Here is a 14,683-nt window from a genome sequence, read left to right as displayed (position 1 = left end):
CGGCTCTCCCGTCGTCGTCATGGCATTTTGCGTGTGCCGAGGGACGACGTTGGCCCTCCGCGAGAATTTCGTGCAGGTTACATGATGAGTCGGTTCTCGGGAAGTGGATATTCCGTTTCACCATGCGGACACCCCTGCACGGGGCGAGTCGGGCGATGGGGTCTGAAACGACCACCGTCGCCCCGGCGCGAGACGGGCCACACTGCCCGAGCGCTTCGGCTTTATGCCCGCTGGTTAATGGATCGAAACCGTCGAGTAACAGCGTAGTTATACGGTTACTCGTATGAGAGGTCGGTGAGGGGTCAGCCTACGGCCGTGCCGAAGAACGTGCCCAGGGCGTAGGTCACACCCGCCGCCGCCCCGCCCAGCGCGAGCTGCCGCAGCCCGCTGTACCACCACGGCCGGGCCGTCACCCGGGCCACCACCGCACCGCATGCGAACAGCCCGAGCAGCGCCAGCACCACCGCCGGCCACAGCGCCACCGCGCCCAGCAGGTACGGCAGCACCGGCAGCAGCGCGCCCAGCGCGAACGAGCCGAACGAGGACACCGCGGCGACCAGCGGCGACGGCAGATCGTCCGGGTCGATGCCCAGCTCCTCGCGGGCGTGTATCTCCAGCGCCTGCTCCGGGTCCTTCGACAGCTGCGCGGCCACCTCGCGGGCCAGCTTCGGCTTCACGCCCCGCGACTCGTACAGCGCCGCCAGCTCCGCCATCTCGTCCGCCGGGTGTTTGCGCAGCTCCCGCCGCTCGACCTCCAGCTCGGCCTCGACCAGCTCGCGCTGGGAGGCGACGGAGGTGTACTCACCGGCCGCCATCGAGAACGCACCGGCGGCGAGCCCCGCCAGCCCAGTGATCACGATGGTCTGCCGGTCGACGGCCCCGCCCGCGACGCCGGTCATCAGCGCCAGGTTGGAGACCAGCCCGTCCATGGCCCCGAAGACGGCCGGGCGCAGCCAGCCGCCGTTCACATCGCGGTGGGTGTGGTTGTCGCGGTGGGCGATATGCGGTGGCTGAACGGTGTCGATGACGGACATGCGCTGTCGTGCTCCCTTCACGGGCGCGGACCTGCCGCCCGCACCCCAATAGCTCGAAGGTAGACACGCGATCCCCTGTCCCGCCAGCAAGGAAGGCCAAACTTACCGCCCTGACCTGGGGAAACGTAAAAAGGCCGCCGAAACCCGAAGGTTCGGCGGCCTCTTGGCGCAGGCGTCAGGGTTGCTCGGTGGCCTTCGCCTCGGCGGGAGCCTCGGCCTCGGCGGGAGCCTTCGCCTTCGTGTCCTTCCCGGCCGGGGCGTCCTCCTCGGCCGGAGCGTCCTCCTCGGCCGCGCCGTCCTCCACCGCCGCGGGCTCGACGACCTCTTCCCGGCCCGGGGCCTTCTTCGCGGAGATCACCAGGTACGCCACCGCCGCCGCGAAGACGACGATCGACGTCCAGTCGTTGAGCCGCAGGCCCAGGATGTGGTGGGCGTCGTCCACCCGCAGGGCCTCGATCCAGCCGCGGCCCACGGTGTACGCGGCCACATAGAGGGCAAACGCCCGGCCATGCCCCAGCGTGAAGCGGCGGTCCGCCCAGATCACCAGCAGCGCCACGCCGATGCACCACAGCGACTCGTAGAGGAAGGTCGGGTGGTACGTGCCGGCGACGCGCCCGGTGTCCGGGTCGGCGTCGATCTTCAGCGCCCACGGCAGGGTGGTCGCCTTGCCGTACAGCTCCTGGTTGAACCAGTTTCCCCAGCGGCCGATCGCCTGGGCCAGGGCGATCCCGGGAGCGATGGCGTCCGCGTACGCCGGGAGCGGGATCCCCCGGCGGCGGCAGCCGATCCAGGCCCCCAGCGCGCCCAGCGCCACGGCTCCCCAGATTCCCAGGCCGCCCTGCCAGATCTTGAAGGCGTCGACCCAGTTCTTGCCGTCCGTGAAGTACAGCTGGTAGTCGGTGATGACGTGGTAGAGCCGCCCTCCCACCAGTCCGAAGGGCACCGCCCACACGGCGATGTCGGCAACGGTGCCGACCTGGCCGCCGCGGGCGACCCAGCGCCGCCCACCGAGCCAGACGGCGACGAAAACGCCGATGATGATGCAGAACGCGTAGCCGCGCAGCGGGATCGGACCGAGGTAGATCACGCCGGAAGACGGGCTGGGAATGTAAGCGAGTTCCATGACAGGGTCGACGCTACCGTGCCGGGCGGTCAATGCGGCAACCTGCCCGGCACAACGTGTGGATAACGGGTCTCAGCCCCTCGCCGCCGCGGCCACCATGCGCTTCAGCTTGTTGGGCGACAGCGGGGTGTCCGGACCGTAAATCGACTTCCCGTCGAGCAATACGGTCGGGGTCGAGGCGAAACCGGAACGGTTGAAGTCGGCGTGGGCCTTCCTGACCCACCCGTCGTGCCGACCGTCCTCGACGCACGTCCGGAACGCCGCCGTGTTCAGTCCCGGGACCTTGTCCGCCAGCCGGATCAGCCGGGCGTTCTTCGCGTACGCGTCCCGGGTCTCCTCCGGCTGATGCCGGTACAGGACGTCGTGGTACGCCCGGAACTTCCCCGCGTCCTGGGCGCACGCGGCGGCGTTGGCCGCGCGCACCGAGCCGGTGCCGCCCAGATTGCCGTCGATGATGGCGACGAGGTGGTATTCGACCCGCATCCGACCGCGGTCCGCCAGCTGGTTCACGGTCTTGTGGAAGACGTCCTCGAACTGCTTGCAGCCCGGGCAGCGGAAGTCCTCGTACACGGTCAACGTGGCCGGAGCGCCGCGCTTCCCGGCCGGAACGACCAGATCGCCCTTGCCCACCGCGCCCCGCGGCGGCTCGGCGGAGCTGCCCGACTTCCCCGAGTCCTGGTTCGCCTTGGTCGCGAACACGCCCACCCCGCCGGCCACCGCGAGGACGGCGATCACCGCCCCGACCATGCCGAGCGTCCGCTTTCGCTTGCCGCGCGCCTTGTCCTTCTCGCGCTGTTCTTGCAGTCGCTCCCGGGCGCTGCGCTTACCCACACGGTTTTTCTGGCTCACGCCCTCGCCTAACGAGGCGGAGGGGCACCGCTCAGCCCCTCCGCCCCGTATTCCCTCGAACGAGCTACTACCGCGCGGCCCTGACGCCCTCCGCCAGCTCACCCGCGAGCCGGCGCACGCCGTCCAGCCCGGCCTCCGGGCTCTCCGCGTCCAGCAACCGCTTCACGAAGGCCGACCCCACGATGACCCCGTCCGCGAACGCGGCGACCTCGGCGGCCTGCGCGGGGTTCGACACCCCGAGCCCCACGCACACCGGCAGCGCGGTGGTCGCACGGGTGCGCGCGACCAGCTCGCGCGCCTCCTGTCCCACCGATTCCCTCGTTCCGGTGACGCCCATCAGGGACGCGGCGTAGACGAAACCGCTGCCCGCTGCCGTGATCTTCGCCAGCCGCTCGTCCCGGCTGCTCGGCGCGACCACGAACACCGTGGCCAGCCCGTGCTGCTCGGCGGCCTTCCGCCACACCTCGGACTCCTCGACCGGCAGGTCCGGCAGGATGCACCCGGCGCCGCCCACCGCGGCCAGGTCCGCGGCGAACCGCTCGACGCCGTAGCGGTCGACGGGGTTCCAGTAGGTCATGCACAGGATCGGCGCACCCGTCGCCGCGTGCACCTCGCCGACCGTACGGATCACATCGCGGATCCGGACCCCGCCCCGCAGGGCGATGTCGTCCGCGGTCTGGATCACCGGCCCGTCCAGCACCGGATCGCTGTGCGGCAGACCGACCTCGACCACATCGCAGCCGCCCTCGATCATCGCGGTCATCGCCGCGACCCCGCCGTCGATCGACGGAAAACCGGCGGGCAGATATCCGACGAGCGCCGAGCGCCCCTCGTCCTTGGCCTTGGCCAGGACGGACCCCAGCAGCTCCAGATTCCCGGCCATCACTTGGCTCCCTCGTCGTACAGCCCGAAATACCGCGCCGCGGTGTCCATGTCCTTGTCGCCGCGCCCGGAGAGGTTGACGACGATGACGGCGCCCCCGCCCAGCTCCCGCCCGAGATCCAGCGCCCCGGCCAGCGCGTGCGCGCTCTCGATGGCCGGGATGATGCCCTCGCTCTGCGACAGCAGCCGCAGCGCCTGCATCGCCTCGTCGTCCGTGACGGCCCGGTACTCGGCCCGCCCGACGTCCTTCAGATACGCGTGCTCGGGACCGACCCCGGGGTAGTCGAGACCGGCCGAGATCGAGTACGGCTCGGTGATCTGCCCGTCCTCGTCCTGGAGCACATACGAGCGCGACCCGTGCAGGATCCCGGGCTCGCCCTGGCTCAACGTCGCGGCGTGCTCGCCGGACTCCACCCCGTGCCCCGCGGGCTCGAAGCCCACGATCCGCACGCTCTCGTCCCCCAGGAACGCGTGGAACAGCCCGATGGCATTGGAGCCTCCGCCCACGCACGCCGCCACCGCGTCCGGCAGCCGCCCGGTCCGCTCCAGGATCTGCCGCCGCGCCTCCACGCCGATCACCCGGTGGAAGTCCCGCACCAGCGCCGGGAAGGGGTGCGGCCCGGCGACCGTGCCGAACAGATAGTGCGTGCGGTCCACATTGGCGACCCAGTCGCGGAACGCCTCGTTGATCGCGTCCTTCAAGGTGCGACTGCCCGACTTCACGGCGACGACCTCGGCGCCCAGCATCCGCATCCGCGCCACGTTGAGCGCCTGCCGCTGGGTGTCGACCTCGCCCATGTAGATCGTGCACTCGAGGCCGAACAGCGCACACGCCGTGGCCGTCGCCACCCCGTGCTGGCCCGCGCCGGTCTCGGCGATGACCCGGGTCTTGCCCATGCGCTTGGTGAGCAGGGCCTGCCCCAGCACGTTGTTGATTTTGTGGGACCCCGTGTGATTGAGGTCCTCCCGCTTCAGGAAGATCCGCGCGCCCCCGGCGTGCTCGGCGAACCGCGGCACCTCGGTCAGGGCGCTCGGCCGCCCCGTGTAGTTGACCAGCAGATCCTCGAGCTCGGCCGCGAAGGCGGGATCGGCCTTGGCCTTGTCGTACTCCGCGGCGACCTCATCGACCGCGGCGACGAGCGCCTCGGGGATGAACTTGCCGCCGAACGCACCGAAATACCCCTCGGTACTGGGGACCTGACCCTCGGGGTCCGGAATGAAGAAGTCAGAGGACATGGAAGCACTCCGCAAGTCTTGAGGGAACGACGAACCGGGTCCCACCGGCGGACGGCCGCCGACGAGACAGGAGGGGACGGGGTCGCAGGGGTGGGGTCCTGGACACCACGTGTATGTGTGGCGCCGTGGACTTCCGGCTCACTCCGCGCTTCCGGGTGGCGGCGCCGTAAATAGACGGTCCAGGGCCCCGCCCCGGAGGCCCGGCCCGCACCCGAAAAGCACCGTCAGCGCACCGGCAACGAACCCCGGCACACCCAGCGACACCCCGCCGCCCTCAACGCCATCGGCGCCCGTTGACCTGCCCCGGCTCGCATCCGATGTGGTAGCGCACGCGACGCCCCCGCACCCGCCGGGCGGGTGCGCGGCAACCCCGGGGGCGGCACCCCCGCGCCAGGCGCGCGTACACGTCCATGGTCCGCTCAGTCCCGCCCGTGCCGCAGCGCCGGATGCGCACCGGCCGCCACCAGATCGGCGACCGCGCCCTTGGGGTCGCGCCCCGTCACCAGGGCCTCCCCCACCAGCACCGCGTCCGCGCCGTCGTTCGCGTAGGCGATCAGGTCGTGCGGTCCGCGCACACCCGATTCCGCGATCTTGACGATGTGGTCCGGGATCTCCGGCGCGACCCGCGCGAAGTTCCCCCGGTCCACCTCGAGCGTCTTCAGGTTCCGCGCGTTGACGCCGATCAGCCGCGCCCCGGCGGCCACGGCCCGCTCGACCTCTTCCTCGTCGTGCACCTCGACCAGCGGGGTCAGCCCGATCGACTCGGCCCGCTCGATCAGCGAGACCAGTGCCTCCTGCGGCAGCGCGGCCACGATCAGCAGCACCACGTCGGCGCCGTACGCCCGCGCCTCCCACAGCTGGTAGGACGTGACGATGAAGTCCTTCCGCAGCACCGGGATGTCGACCTTGGCCCGCACGGCCTCCAGGTCGGCCAGCGATCCGCCGAAGCGCCGCTGCTCGGTGAGCACGCTGATGAGCGATGCGCCGCCCGCCTCGTAGTCGGCGGCGAGCGCGGCCGGGTCGGCGATCGCGGCGAGCGCGCCCTTGGAGGGGCTGGACCGCTTGACCTCGCAGATCACCTTGACGCTGTCGCCCTTGAGCGCCGCCACGCCGTCCTTCGCCGGCTGGGCCTTGGCCGCCCGCTCCTTGAGCTCGTCGAGGGTGACACGCGCCTGCCGCTCCGCGAGGTCGGCACGGACACCGTCGATGATCTCGTCGAGCACACTCACGCGAGCGGCCCCCTTCCGGGACGGGGATGGAGCTTCTGGTCGAATGCGATGGTAGCTGTCAAAGGACCGAGGTCCCGCATCCGGTTGACGCCGCGTCCCACCAAGTGGTCCTGGACGACGTCATACACAACAACGGTCAGGGTGCCAGTAGTCCCCCGAACGGGAAATTCCGGATGAGGGTGAAGGCGAGGACGGCGCCTCCGATCGCCCAGGCGTGCCACGTCCGCCAGGCCCACGCCCCGCGGCGGTGCCGCCGGCCGAGAGCCCGGACACACCACACCACCCACGCCACACAGAACACGCCGCCGCACACCACGACCAGGGCGTTGTCCCCCAGCGCCCGCAGCAGCTCGCCGTGCGCCAGGGCGTGGGCGCTGCGCAGCCCGCCGCATCCGGGGCAGTAGAGGCCGGTCAGCCGGAACAGCGGGCAGACGGGGTAGTGGCCGGGCTGATGGGGATCGACGACGCCGACGTAGGCGAAGGCGGCGGCCACGCCGGTGAGCACGCCGAGGGGAGCGAGGAGCCGACGCGCCGCGGGAGACAGGACCACACCGCCGAGTCTCCCCGGGAAACCACGAAGGCGCAGCTCAGGGCCGTGCCCGATGATCCGTACGGATCAGCCCGTACGAACTCGTCGGCACCGGCCCCGCGCCGCGCCTCGGCTCACTCGGCTCACTCCTGGGGCTGTACCTGCTTCTCGCCCACCATCCGCAGCGGCTTGGCCTTCGGGGCGCCGAGCCCGGCCGCGCGCATGGCCATCGTGACGACACCGCCGAGGAGAGCGATGACGATGCCCGCCCAGAAGCCGAGCGGGTTGGCCAGCACGGTGAACGCTCCGGCGACGCAGAAGCCGATGAAGGCGATGGTGACACCGGTCCAGGCGGCCGGGGTGTGCCCGTGGGCGTTGGACATGAATTCTCCTCGTAGCTCTACACAGCGCCTGGTCCGGGCCTGGTCCGGGCGCGCGGGGCGAAGCTCCCACGCCATTGTCCCCGATGCCGGAACCGCCCTTGAGCGGGGGTCGCCTCCCCTCGCGCTTCTCCCGGCGCTTCCCCCGCGACTACCGCGAAACCGTCGGGTCCTCGCCCCGGTCCAGGGCCTTCCACAGCTCCTCGGGACGCTCGGGGTCGGGGGCCGCGGAGGCGCGCGCGGTGCGGCGCCCGGCGCCCCGGCCTTCCGCCCCGGCCCGCTCGTACCGCCCGGACATGGCGGGCCAGTGGCGCCCGTACGCCAGCGCCAGCACGCCCGCGCACAGCAGCAGCACGCCACCCGCCAGGGCGACCCACGGCCAGGGCGTGTACGACACGTCGTGGATGGCGCTGCCCGCCACGCCGGTCACCTTGGACGCCTTCTCCTTGAGCGCCGCCTTGTCGGTGGCGCCGAGCGCGGCGCTGATGACGATGCCCGTACCGCTGAGGGCGAGGAGGAGGGAGACGACGACGCGGCCGACGCGGCGTACGGCGAAGACGGCCACGAGCGCGGCGAGACCGACGACGGCGAGGGCGCCGGGCAGCCCGGTGATGTCGTCGCCGTTGGCGCTCTGCGGCAGGGAGCCCTGGGCGACGCTGGCCGTGCCCTCGGCCCACTTGCGGCTGGTGGCCAGCAGGACGAGCGCCGCGCCCAGCGCACCGCACAGCAGCGCGACGGCGAGGCTGCCGCGCGCCGCTCGGCGGCCGCGCGCGGCGGGGGCGGAGGGCTCGTTCTCGGCCCGGGGCGGGGGTACGGCTGCTGCACTCACGCCTACCACTATCCCCCACGCCGAACACCTGCCCGCCCGTGGGCTGCGCGGGACCGCCGCAGGCCGCCCCGCGCGGGGCCTAGGGGGGTGTCGTGCCGATCACGCCGGGCTCCCGACGCCGCGGTGACATCAGCCGCTCCAGCTACCGCTGGGCGGTGCCCCCTCGCGCCTCCCCCAGCTACCGCTGGGAGGTGCCCCCTGACGCCACTCGCTGATCCGGCCTGACCGACAAGACACTCCCTACCGCCCCAGGCGGTTGGCCGCGTGGACCGCGCGCAGCACCGCCGCCGCCTTGTTGCGGCACTCCGCGTCCTCGGCCACTGGGTCGGAGTCGGCGACGACACCGGCGCCCGCCTGGACGTAGGCCGTGCCGTCGCGCAGCAGCGCGGTGCGGATGGCGATGGCGGTGTCGGAGTCGCCCGCGAAGTCGAGGTAGCCGACGCAGCCGCCGTACAGCCCGCGGCGGCTCGGCTCCAGCTCCTCGATGATCTGCATCGCGCGCGGCTTGGGGGCGCCGGAGAGGGTGCCCGCGGGGAAGCAGGCGGTGAGGACGTCGAACGCGGTGCGCCCCTCGGCGAGCTTGCCGGTGACGGTGGACACGATGTGCATGACGTGGCTGTAGCGCTCGACCGACATGAAGTCGACCACCTCGACGCTGCCGGGCTCGCAGACCCGCCCCAGGTCGTTGCGGCCGAGGTCGACCAGCATCAGGTGCTCGGCCCGCTCCTTGGGGTCGGCCATCAGCTCCTCGGCGAGGGCGGCGTCCTCCTGCGGGGTGGCGCCGCGGGGCCGGGTGCCCGCGATGGGGTGCAGCATGGCGCTGCCGTCCTCGACCTTGACCAGGGCCTCGGGGCTGGAGCCCACCACGTCGAAGCCGTCGAAGCGGAAGAGGTACATGTACGGGCTGGGGTTGGTGGCCCGCAGGACCCGGTAGACGTCGAGGGCGCTCGCCGAGCAGGGCGTCTCGAAGCGCTGCGAGGGGACGACCTGGAAGGCCTCGCCCGCGCGGATGCGCTCCTTGATGTCGTCCACGGCCGTCATGAAGTCCGGGCCGCCCCACAGCGCGGTGTACTCGGGCACCTCGGAGGGCGGCAGCGCGGTGGGGTCGGTGGGGACGGGTCGTACGAGGTCGGCGGCCATCGCGTCGAGCCGGGCCACGGCGTCCGCGTACGCCTCGTCCACGCCGGTGTCGAGGTCGTTGTGGTTGATCGCGTTGGCGATCAGCAGCACGGTGCCGTCCCAGTGGTCGAGCACGGCGAGGTCCGAGGTGAGCAGCATGGTCAGCTCGGGGAGCCGCAGGTCGTCGCGCCCGTGCTCGCCGATCTTCTCCAGGCGGCGGACGACGTCGTAGCCGAGGTAGCCGACCATGCCACCGGTGAAGGGCGGCAGATGGACGAGACCGCCCAGGTCACGCGGGGTGTGCAGGGTCTCGACCGTGGCGCGCAGGGCCGCGAGCGGGTCGCCCTCGGTGGGGACGCCGACCGGCGGGGTGCCCAGCCAGTGGGTGCGGCCGTCGCGCTCGGTGAGGGTGGCGGAGCTGCGGACGCCGACGAAGGAGTAGCGGGACCAGGAGCGGCCGTTCTCGGCGGACTCCAGCAGGAAGGTGCCGGGGCGCTCGGCGGCGAGTTTGCGGTAGAGGCCCACCGGGGTGTCGCCGTCCGCGAGCAGCTTGCGGGTGACGGGGATGACACGGCGGTCGGCCGCCAGCTTGCGGAAGGTCTCGAGGTCCATCGTGGCAGCGTCCTGGGTCATGGCTGGGGAGCCTAGTGGGCGGTCTTCCGGCGGTCTTCGGTCCGAAGGGGCTACTCGCCCAGGGGGAGGACGTCGGCGTCGAAGCAGGTGCGGTCGCCGGTGTGGCAGGCGGCGCCGACCTGGTCGACCTTGACGAGCACGGTGTCGCCGTCGCAGTCGAGCGCGACGGACTTGACCTGCTGGGTGTGGCCCGAGGTGTCGCCCTTGACCCAGTACTCCCGGCGGCTGCGGCTCCAGTAGGTGCAGCGGCCGGTGGTGAGGGTGCGGTGCAGCGCCTCGTCGTCCATCCAGCCGAGCATCAGCACCTCGCCGGTGTCGTACTGCTGGGCGATGGCGGGGACCAGGCCGTCGGCGCCGCGCTTGAGGCGGGCGGCGATGGCCGGGTCGAGGGCGGAGGGACGATCGGAGCCGGTCATGCGACCATTCTGCACGTCCCGGAGGGTGATCCTCTCGCCTGCCGATCGCCTGCCGAAATGGCCGGGCCCGATGGTGGGGGTACGGGGCTGATGGGGCATGCTTCGGGCATGACGTTTCCGTCGCCGTCGCATGACCACAACCGGCCTGGAAACGGCGGGGGGTTTGGTCCACCGCCGCAGCCGCAGCAGGAACCACAGCAAGCACAGCAACCACCGCAGGGGGGCTTCGGGCCGCCCGTCGATCCCGCCCCGGGACAGCCCGGTCCGCCCGCGCTCCGCGGCGGTTCCGGACCGCCCCCGCCTCCCCCGCCGCCGGGTGGACCGCCACCCCGCCGGTCCAGGGCCGCGGCGATCGTGACCGGCGTGGCGGTGGGCCTGGCGGTGGTCGCGGGCGTGACCTTCTTCGGCTCACAGGACGACGACGGCGGCGACAAGGCGTCCGACGCCCCGCATTCCGCCGCGAACCGCCCCCTCTCGTCGCCGTCGGGCGACGCGTCCGCTCCGGCCGGTACGGAGGACCCGGGCCAGGGCGCACCGCTGGGCGGCGGGGACGACCAGGCCGCCCCGTCCCCCGACGCCTCGGAGTCCGCCCCGTCCGACCGCAGGATGCCGTACGTCGTGCTCGAGCCGGGCACCTGCTTCGACCACCCGGCGATGGACAGCAGCGTGAGGAAGGTCGAGAAGCGCTCGTGCGACCGCGCGCACGACGGCGAGGTGATCACCAACGAGAGGCTGAAGGGGGACTTCTCCTCCGAGCGGGCGATCCAGCGCAAGGCGCTCTCGCTGTGCGCGACGGACGCGGAGAAGCGGCTGGAGAGCGTCCCCAATGACGGCCGGGAGTACTACTACTACGCGTTCTACCCGGCCCTGGGCACGTACACGGAGCACCGCAAGAACCGGGTCTCGTGCGCGCTGACGGTGAGCACGGGCAAGGACGGCGCCAAGCTGCGCGAGCCGATACCCGAGTAGCGCCCCCGGGCCCCGGGGCGGGCGCTTCTCATGGCGGGCGGCGGGCGTCGGCCGTAGGGTGGGCGGTATGTCCACTCACGCGAAGCGCGAACGCCTGCTCCTCGCCGATCTCTTGGAGAACGCGGGCCCCGACGCCCCGACGCTGTGCGAGGGCTGGACCACCCGCGACCTGGCGGCCCATCTGGTGGTGCGCGAGCGCCGCGCCGACGCGGCCGGCGGCCTGGTGATCAAGCCGCTGGCCCAGCGGCTGACCCGGGTGCAGGCCGAGTTCGCCGCGAAGCCGTACGAGGAGCTGGTGCAGCTCTTCCGCTCCGGCCCGCCGCGGATGTCGCCCTTCGCGATGAAGCAGGTGGACGAGGCGGCCAACACCGTCGAGTTCTACGTCCACGCCGAGGACGTCCGCCGCGCCCGCCCGGACTGGAAGCCGCGCGAGATCGACCCGGTCTTCGCGGACGCGCTGTGGTCCCGTACCGAGCGGGTCGCGCGGGTGTTCGGCCGCAAGTCTCCCGTCGGGCTGGTGCTGCGCCGCCCCGACGGGCGTACGGCGGTCGCCCACCGCGGCGTGCCGGTGGTCACGGTCACCGGCGAGCCGGGCGAGCTGGCGCTGTTCCTGTACGGGCGGCAGAAGGCGGCCCGGGTCGAACTGGACGGCGACAAGGGGGCGGTGGCCGCGGCGCTGGACGCCACGCTCGGCGTCTGACGCCAGGGCTGAGTCACGGCTGAGCCACGGCGCCCGGGCTACGGCGTCACTGCGTGCTGCCGAGGTTGAGGGTGATGACGCCGCCGATCACCAGGGCCACGCCCAGCGCCTTCGCCGCGGTGAGCGGTTCGCCCAGGAAGAGCAGACCGATCACCACGATGAGGGCCGTGCCGAGGCCCGACCACAGCGCGTACCCCACGCCGACCTGCATCCCGTCGTGGATCGCCCGCGCCAGCAGGAAGCACGCCACCGCGTAGGAGGCGAGGCAGGCCAGGGCGGGCCCGGGGCGGGAGAAGCCCGCGGTGGATTTGAGGAGACTGGTGCCGATCAATTCGGCGGTGATGGCGGCCAGAAGGAGGAGGTAGGCCATGCCGACAGTCTCCGAGCGCCGAGAAGTACACGTCAAACCTGTCAACGGGGGCCTGAGCCTCCCGAAATGTGTTGCTCGCCCCTTGCCCGGCCGGAGGGCCCCGCGTAGCGTCGCCGACCGTGCGTACGCCCCTCCCTCCACTGCCCGGACTGCTGGCCTACGAGGCGACCGCGCGGCTCGGCAGCATCGCGGCGGCCGCCGATGAGCTGGGCCTGTCGGCCTCGGCGGTCAGCCAGCGCATCCGGGTGCTGGAGACGCACCTGGGGATCGCCCTGTTCGAGCGCCAGGCGCGCAGCATCCGGCTGACGCCGATGGGGCAGGCGTATCTGCCCGCCGTCCGGGGCGCGTTCGACGATCTGTCGGCGGGCACCACCGGGCTGTTCGGCCCGGCCGGGCGGGGGCGGCTGACCGTGCGGGTGCAGGTGTCGTACGCCATGACCTGGCTGGTGCCCCGGCTCCAGGACTTCCACGACGACTACCCGCACATCGACCTGCGGGTGGTGACCGCGATCTGGGCCAACGAGGTCCCGCCGCACGAGGTGGATCTGGAGATACGTCACGGCAACGGCCGCTGGGCCGGATTCACCGCCGATCTGCTGCACGAGGACCAGGCCGTGGTGGTCGGCTCCCCCGCCCATCTGGCGGCGTACGGCCCGCTGACCGGGCCCGCCGACCTGGAGCAGCGGCCGCGGGTCCAGGTCATCGGCTACGACGACCTGTGGCAGCGGCTGTTCCCGCACACGCCGCCGCCGTCGCGGGGCGCGGAGGCCACCATCACGCTCGATACGACGGTGGCGGCGACCCAGTTCGCCGCGTCCGGGCTGCACTGCGCCCTGGTGCCCGAACGCTTCGCGCGCGCCGCCGTCCGCGACGGCCGTCTCGTGGTCCTCCACGACCGGCTGGTGCCGCTGCGCCAGGCCCACTATCTGCTCCAGCGGAAGGGCGACGGCGAGGCCCCTATGTCCCCGGAGGGGCGGACGTTCGTCCAGTGGCTGATCCGCCAGGACATCGAGGACCCGCCGCTCCAGCCGGGAGGCTAGGGGGTGTCCGCAAAGTCCCGTCGGGCCCGCGACGCCTGGCACGCTCCCCCAGCTACCGCTGGGAGGTGCCCCCTCTCGCTGCGTTGTCGGGAGACCCTCCGCCTTGCGATCGCACGCGCCCCCAGCTACCGCTGGGAGGTGCCCCCTGACGCCGCGGGCTGATCCGACGCGACTTTGCGGACACCCCCTAGTACGTTCTAGAGGGCTACGGGAGCCCCGGGACCGGGCCGGTGGTGGCGCGCTCCACCAGGTGCGGCGCGAACACGCTCTCGGACGCCTCCCGGCCCGCGACGAGATCCAGCGCCCCGCTCACCGCGGCCTCCGCGAGCCGGGCCGCGTCCTGCGACACCGTCGTCATCTGCACATGCGGGAACTTGGCCAGCCGCGAGTCGTCGTACCCGACCACCGAGATCTCCCCGGGAACCGCGTGGCCCTCCCGCCCGAGGACGTCCAGCACGCCCGTGGCGCAGCGGTCGTTGAAGGCGACGACGGCCGTGGGCGGGGTCTCGCGGGCCAGCAGATAGCGCATGCCCTGCGCCCCCGCGGCCTCGGTGAGCCCACCGGCCAGCACCTCGGCCGAGTCCTGGAGCCCGTGCCGCCCCATGGCCTCCAGGAAGCCGAGGCGGCGGTCGGAGCTGCCGGGCGCCCCGGCGCCGTCGATGTGCGCGATGTGCCGGTGGCCGAGGGCGGCGAGGTGGTCGACGGCGAGCGCGACCCCGGCCTTGTCGTCGCCGCGTACGACGCCCACGCCAGGGACGTCGGCGCGCCGGGCGACCAGCAGCGTCGGCCCCCGGCGGGCCAGCCGGGCCAGCTCCTCCGCACCGAGCCGGCTGCCCAGCAGGATGGCCGCCTCGCAGCGCTCGCGCAGCAGGGCGCCGACCGCGGTGGACTCCTCGCGGCTGGGCGCCACGGCGCTGAGCGTCACGTCGTAGCCGCGGCGGGCGGCGGCGGCGTAGATCTGTTCCACGAGGTCGCCGTGGAAGGGCTGCTGGAGTTCGAAGGTGACGCCGAGCAGCCGTGAACTGCTCTGGCGCAGCTTGCGGGCGCGCTGGTCGGGGACGTACCCCATCTCGTCGGCGATCTTCAGGACGCGCTTGCGGGTGGCCTCGCTGGCTCCCGGTACGCCGCGCATCACGATCGAGACCAGCGCGGTGGAGATACCGGCGGCCCGTGCGACGTCGGCCATGGTCGGCCGCGTACCGCCCGTCTCCTCGGTCACTCCCGTCACTCCTGCCCGACTCCTGCCTGCCGCCCCGGCCGATCCGCGTCCGAGCATATCGATCTCTTGACCGGCTCCCCCTTCTCGCTCTACCGTCCTGGGCGTTACTAGAACGTACTAGTTCTC

Annotated in this window: 17 protein-coding genes; 3 read left to right on the top strand and 14 right to left on the bottom strand. The window is 72.4% G+C overall.

Annotation, left to right across the window (positions count from 1 at the left end; all coding sequences use genetic code 11):
- Positions 1-302: 302 nt before the first annotated feature.
- The 12 genes from LCH29_RS10980 to hisI all read right to left on the bottom strand — a co-directional run bounded on the left by LCH29_RS10980 (position 303) and on the right by hisI (position 10,259).
- Entirely contained in the window at positions 303-1,034 is a 732-nt protein-coding gene (locus LCH29_RS10980) for a VIT1/CCC1 transporter family protein (protein WP_446461505.1), read from the bottom strand.
- A gap of 175 nt (positions 1,035-1,209) precedes the next feature.
- Entirely contained in the window at positions 1,210-2,157 is a 948-nt protein-coding gene (gene lgt / locus LCH29_RS10975) for a prolipoprotein diacylglyceryl transferase (RefSeq protein ID WP_446461504.1), read from the bottom strand.
- A gap of 72 nt (positions 2,158-2,229) precedes the next feature.
- Entirely contained in the window at positions 2,230-3,006 is a 777-nt protein-coding gene (locus LCH29_RS10970) for a DsbA family protein (RefSeq protein ID WP_446461503.1), read from the bottom strand.
- Positions 3,007-3,073: 67 nt separating this feature from the next.
- Complete coding sequence (gene trpA, locus LCH29_RS10965; RefSeq protein ID WP_123108396.1) at positions 3,074-3,889, bottom strand: tryptophan synthase subunit alpha; 816 nt, start codon at positions 3,887-3,889, stop codon at positions 3,074-3,076.
- Positions 3,889-5,124, bottom strand: a complete 1,236-nt coding sequence (trpB, locus tag LCH29_RS10960) for a tryptophan synthase subunit beta (protein WP_446461502.1) — start codon at positions 5,122-5,124, stop codon at positions 3,889-3,891. Before trpB ends, trpA begins: the two co-directional genes overlap by 1 nt.
- A 274-nt stretch (positions 5,125-5,398) precedes the next feature.
- Positions 5,399-5,536, bottom strand: coding sequence for a tryptophan biosynthesis modulator TrpM (gene trpM / locus LCH29_RS10955; RefSeq protein WP_398300732.1), 138 nt, complete (start codon positions 5,534-5,536; stop codon positions 5,399-5,401).
- 7 nt (positions 5,537-5,543) lie between these two features.
- Positions 5,544-6,353, bottom strand: coding sequence for an indole-3-glycerol phosphate synthase TrpC (gene trpC / locus LCH29_RS10950; protein WP_446461501.1), 810 nt, complete (start codon positions 6,351-6,353; stop codon positions 5,544-5,546).
- 136 nt (positions 6,354-6,489) lie between these two features.
- The gene (locus LCH29_RS10945) at positions 6,490-6,903 is read right to left on the bottom strand and encodes a DUF2752 domain-containing protein (RefSeq protein WP_446461500.1); all 414 of its coding nucleotides are present in this window, start codon (positions 6,901-6,903) and stop codon (positions 6,490-6,492) included.
- A gap of 122 nt (positions 6,904-7,025) precedes the next feature.
- On the bottom strand, positions 7,026-7,265 hold the full coding sequence (locus tag LCH29_RS10940; protein ID WP_446461499.1) for an HGxxPAAW family protein: 240 nt from the start codon (positions 7,263-7,265) through the stop codon (positions 7,026-7,028).
- A gap of 148 nt (positions 7,266-7,413) precedes the next feature.
- Positions 7,414-8,091: a TIGR02234 family membrane protein gene (locus LCH29_RS10935; protein ID WP_446461498.1), complete on the bottom strand. Its 678-nt coding sequence runs from the start codon at positions 8,089-8,091 to the stop codon at positions 7,414-7,416.
- A 240-nt stretch (positions 8,092-8,331) separates the two neighbouring features.
- Positions 8,332-9,843 (bottom strand): anthranilate synthase component I, encoded by a 1,512-nt coding sequence (locus LCH29_RS10930; RefSeq protein ID WP_446461497.1) that lies wholly within the window; start codon positions 9,841-9,843, stop codon positions 8,332-8,334.
- Positions 9,844-9,893: 50 nt separating this feature from the next.
- Complete coding sequence (gene hisI, locus LCH29_RS10925; RefSeq protein ID WP_123108148.1) at positions 9,894-10,259, bottom strand: phosphoribosyl-AMP cyclohydrolase; 366 nt, start codon at positions 10,257-10,259, stop codon at positions 9,894-9,896.
- Positions 10,260-10,622: 363 nt separating this feature from the next.
- Here hisI and LCH29_RS10920 point away from each other — a divergent pair, with 363 nt between their 5' ends.
- Positions 10,623-11,228, top strand: a complete 606-nt coding sequence (locus tag LCH29_RS10920) for a hypothetical protein (RefSeq protein WP_446461496.1) — start codon at positions 10,623-10,625, stop codon at positions 11,226-11,228.
- Positions 11,229-11,295: 67 nt separating this feature from the next.
- Positions 11,296-11,928 (top strand): TIGR03085 family metal-binding protein, encoded by a 633-nt coding sequence (locus LCH29_RS10915; RefSeq protein ID WP_446461495.1) that lies wholly within the window; start codon positions 11,296-11,298, stop codon positions 11,926-11,928.
- 46 nt (positions 11,929-11,974) lie between these two features.
- Here LCH29_RS10915 and LCH29_RS10910 read toward each other — a convergent pair whose 3' ends face one another.
- A complete protein-coding gene (locus tag LCH29_RS10910) occupies positions 11,975-12,298 on the bottom strand; it encodes a DMT family transporter (RefSeq protein WP_009718717.1) in 324 nt (107 codons plus the stop codon).
- Between the two features lie 119 nt (positions 12,299-12,417).
- On the opposite strand from LCH29_RS10910, the gene LCH29_RS10905 reads away from it, so the two are divergent.
- Positions 12,418-13,338, top strand: coding sequence for a LysR substrate-binding domain-containing protein (locus LCH29_RS10905; RefSeq protein WP_446461494.1), 921 nt, complete (start codon positions 12,418-12,420; stop codon positions 13,336-13,338).
- Between the two features lie 205 nt (positions 13,339-13,543).
- Here LCH29_RS10905 and LCH29_RS10900 read toward each other — a convergent pair whose 3' ends face one another.
- Positions 13,544-14,557 (bottom strand): LacI family DNA-binding transcriptional regulator, encoded by a 1,014-nt coding sequence (locus LCH29_RS10900; protein ID WP_446461493.1) that lies wholly within the window; start codon positions 14,555-14,557, stop codon positions 13,544-13,546.
- Between the last annotated feature and the right edge of the window lie 126 nt (positions 14,558-14,683).

The sequence above is a fragment of the Streptomyces sp. BRA346 genome, from assembly GCF_052851135.1.
Note: the sequence above shows the minus strand (reverse complement) of the source record. Positions and strands in the feature narration are given on the sequence as shown.

Bases quoted from the DNA above. Each gene is read 5' to 3' on its own strand.
- trpM (WP_398300732.1), bottom strand. From the start codon at position 5,536: ATGGACGTGTACGCGCGCCTGGCGCGGGGGTGCCGCCCCCGGGGTTGC.
- hisI (WP_123108148.1), bottom strand. From the start codon at position 10,259: ATGACCGGCTCCGATCGTCCCTCCGCCCTCGACCCGGCCATCGCCGCC.
- LCH29_RS10940 (WP_446461499.1), bottom strand. From the start codon at position 7,265: ATGTCCAACGCCCACGGGCACACCCCGGCCGCCTGGACCGGTGTCACC.
- trpA (WP_123108396.1), bottom strand. From the start codon at position 3,889: ATGGCCGGGAATCTGGAGCTGCTGGGGTCCGTCCTGGCCAAGGCCAAG.
- LCH29_RS10980 (WP_446461505.1), bottom strand. From the start codon at position 1,034: ATGTCCGTCATCGACACCGTTCAGCCACCGCATATCGCCCACCGCGAC.
- LCH29_RS10910 (WP_009718717.1), bottom strand. From the start codon at position 12,298: ATGGCCTACCTCCTCCTTCTGGCCGCCATCACCGCCGAATTGATCGGC.
- LCH29_RS10915 (WP_446461495.1), top strand. From the start codon at position 11,296: ATGTCCACTCACGCGAAGCGCGAACGCCTGCTCCTCGCCGATCTCTTG.
- trpB (WP_446461502.1), bottom strand. From the start codon at position 5,124: ATGTCCTCTGACTTCTTCATTCCGGACCCCGAGGGTCAGGTCCCCAGT.
- LCH29_RS10930 (WP_446461497.1), bottom strand. From the start codon at position 9,843: ATGACCCAGGACGCTGCCACGATGGACCTCGAGACCTTCCGCAAGCTG.
- lgt (WP_446461504.1), bottom strand. From the start codon at position 2,157: ATGGAACTCGCTTACATTCCCAGCCCGTCTTCCGGCGTGATCTACCTC.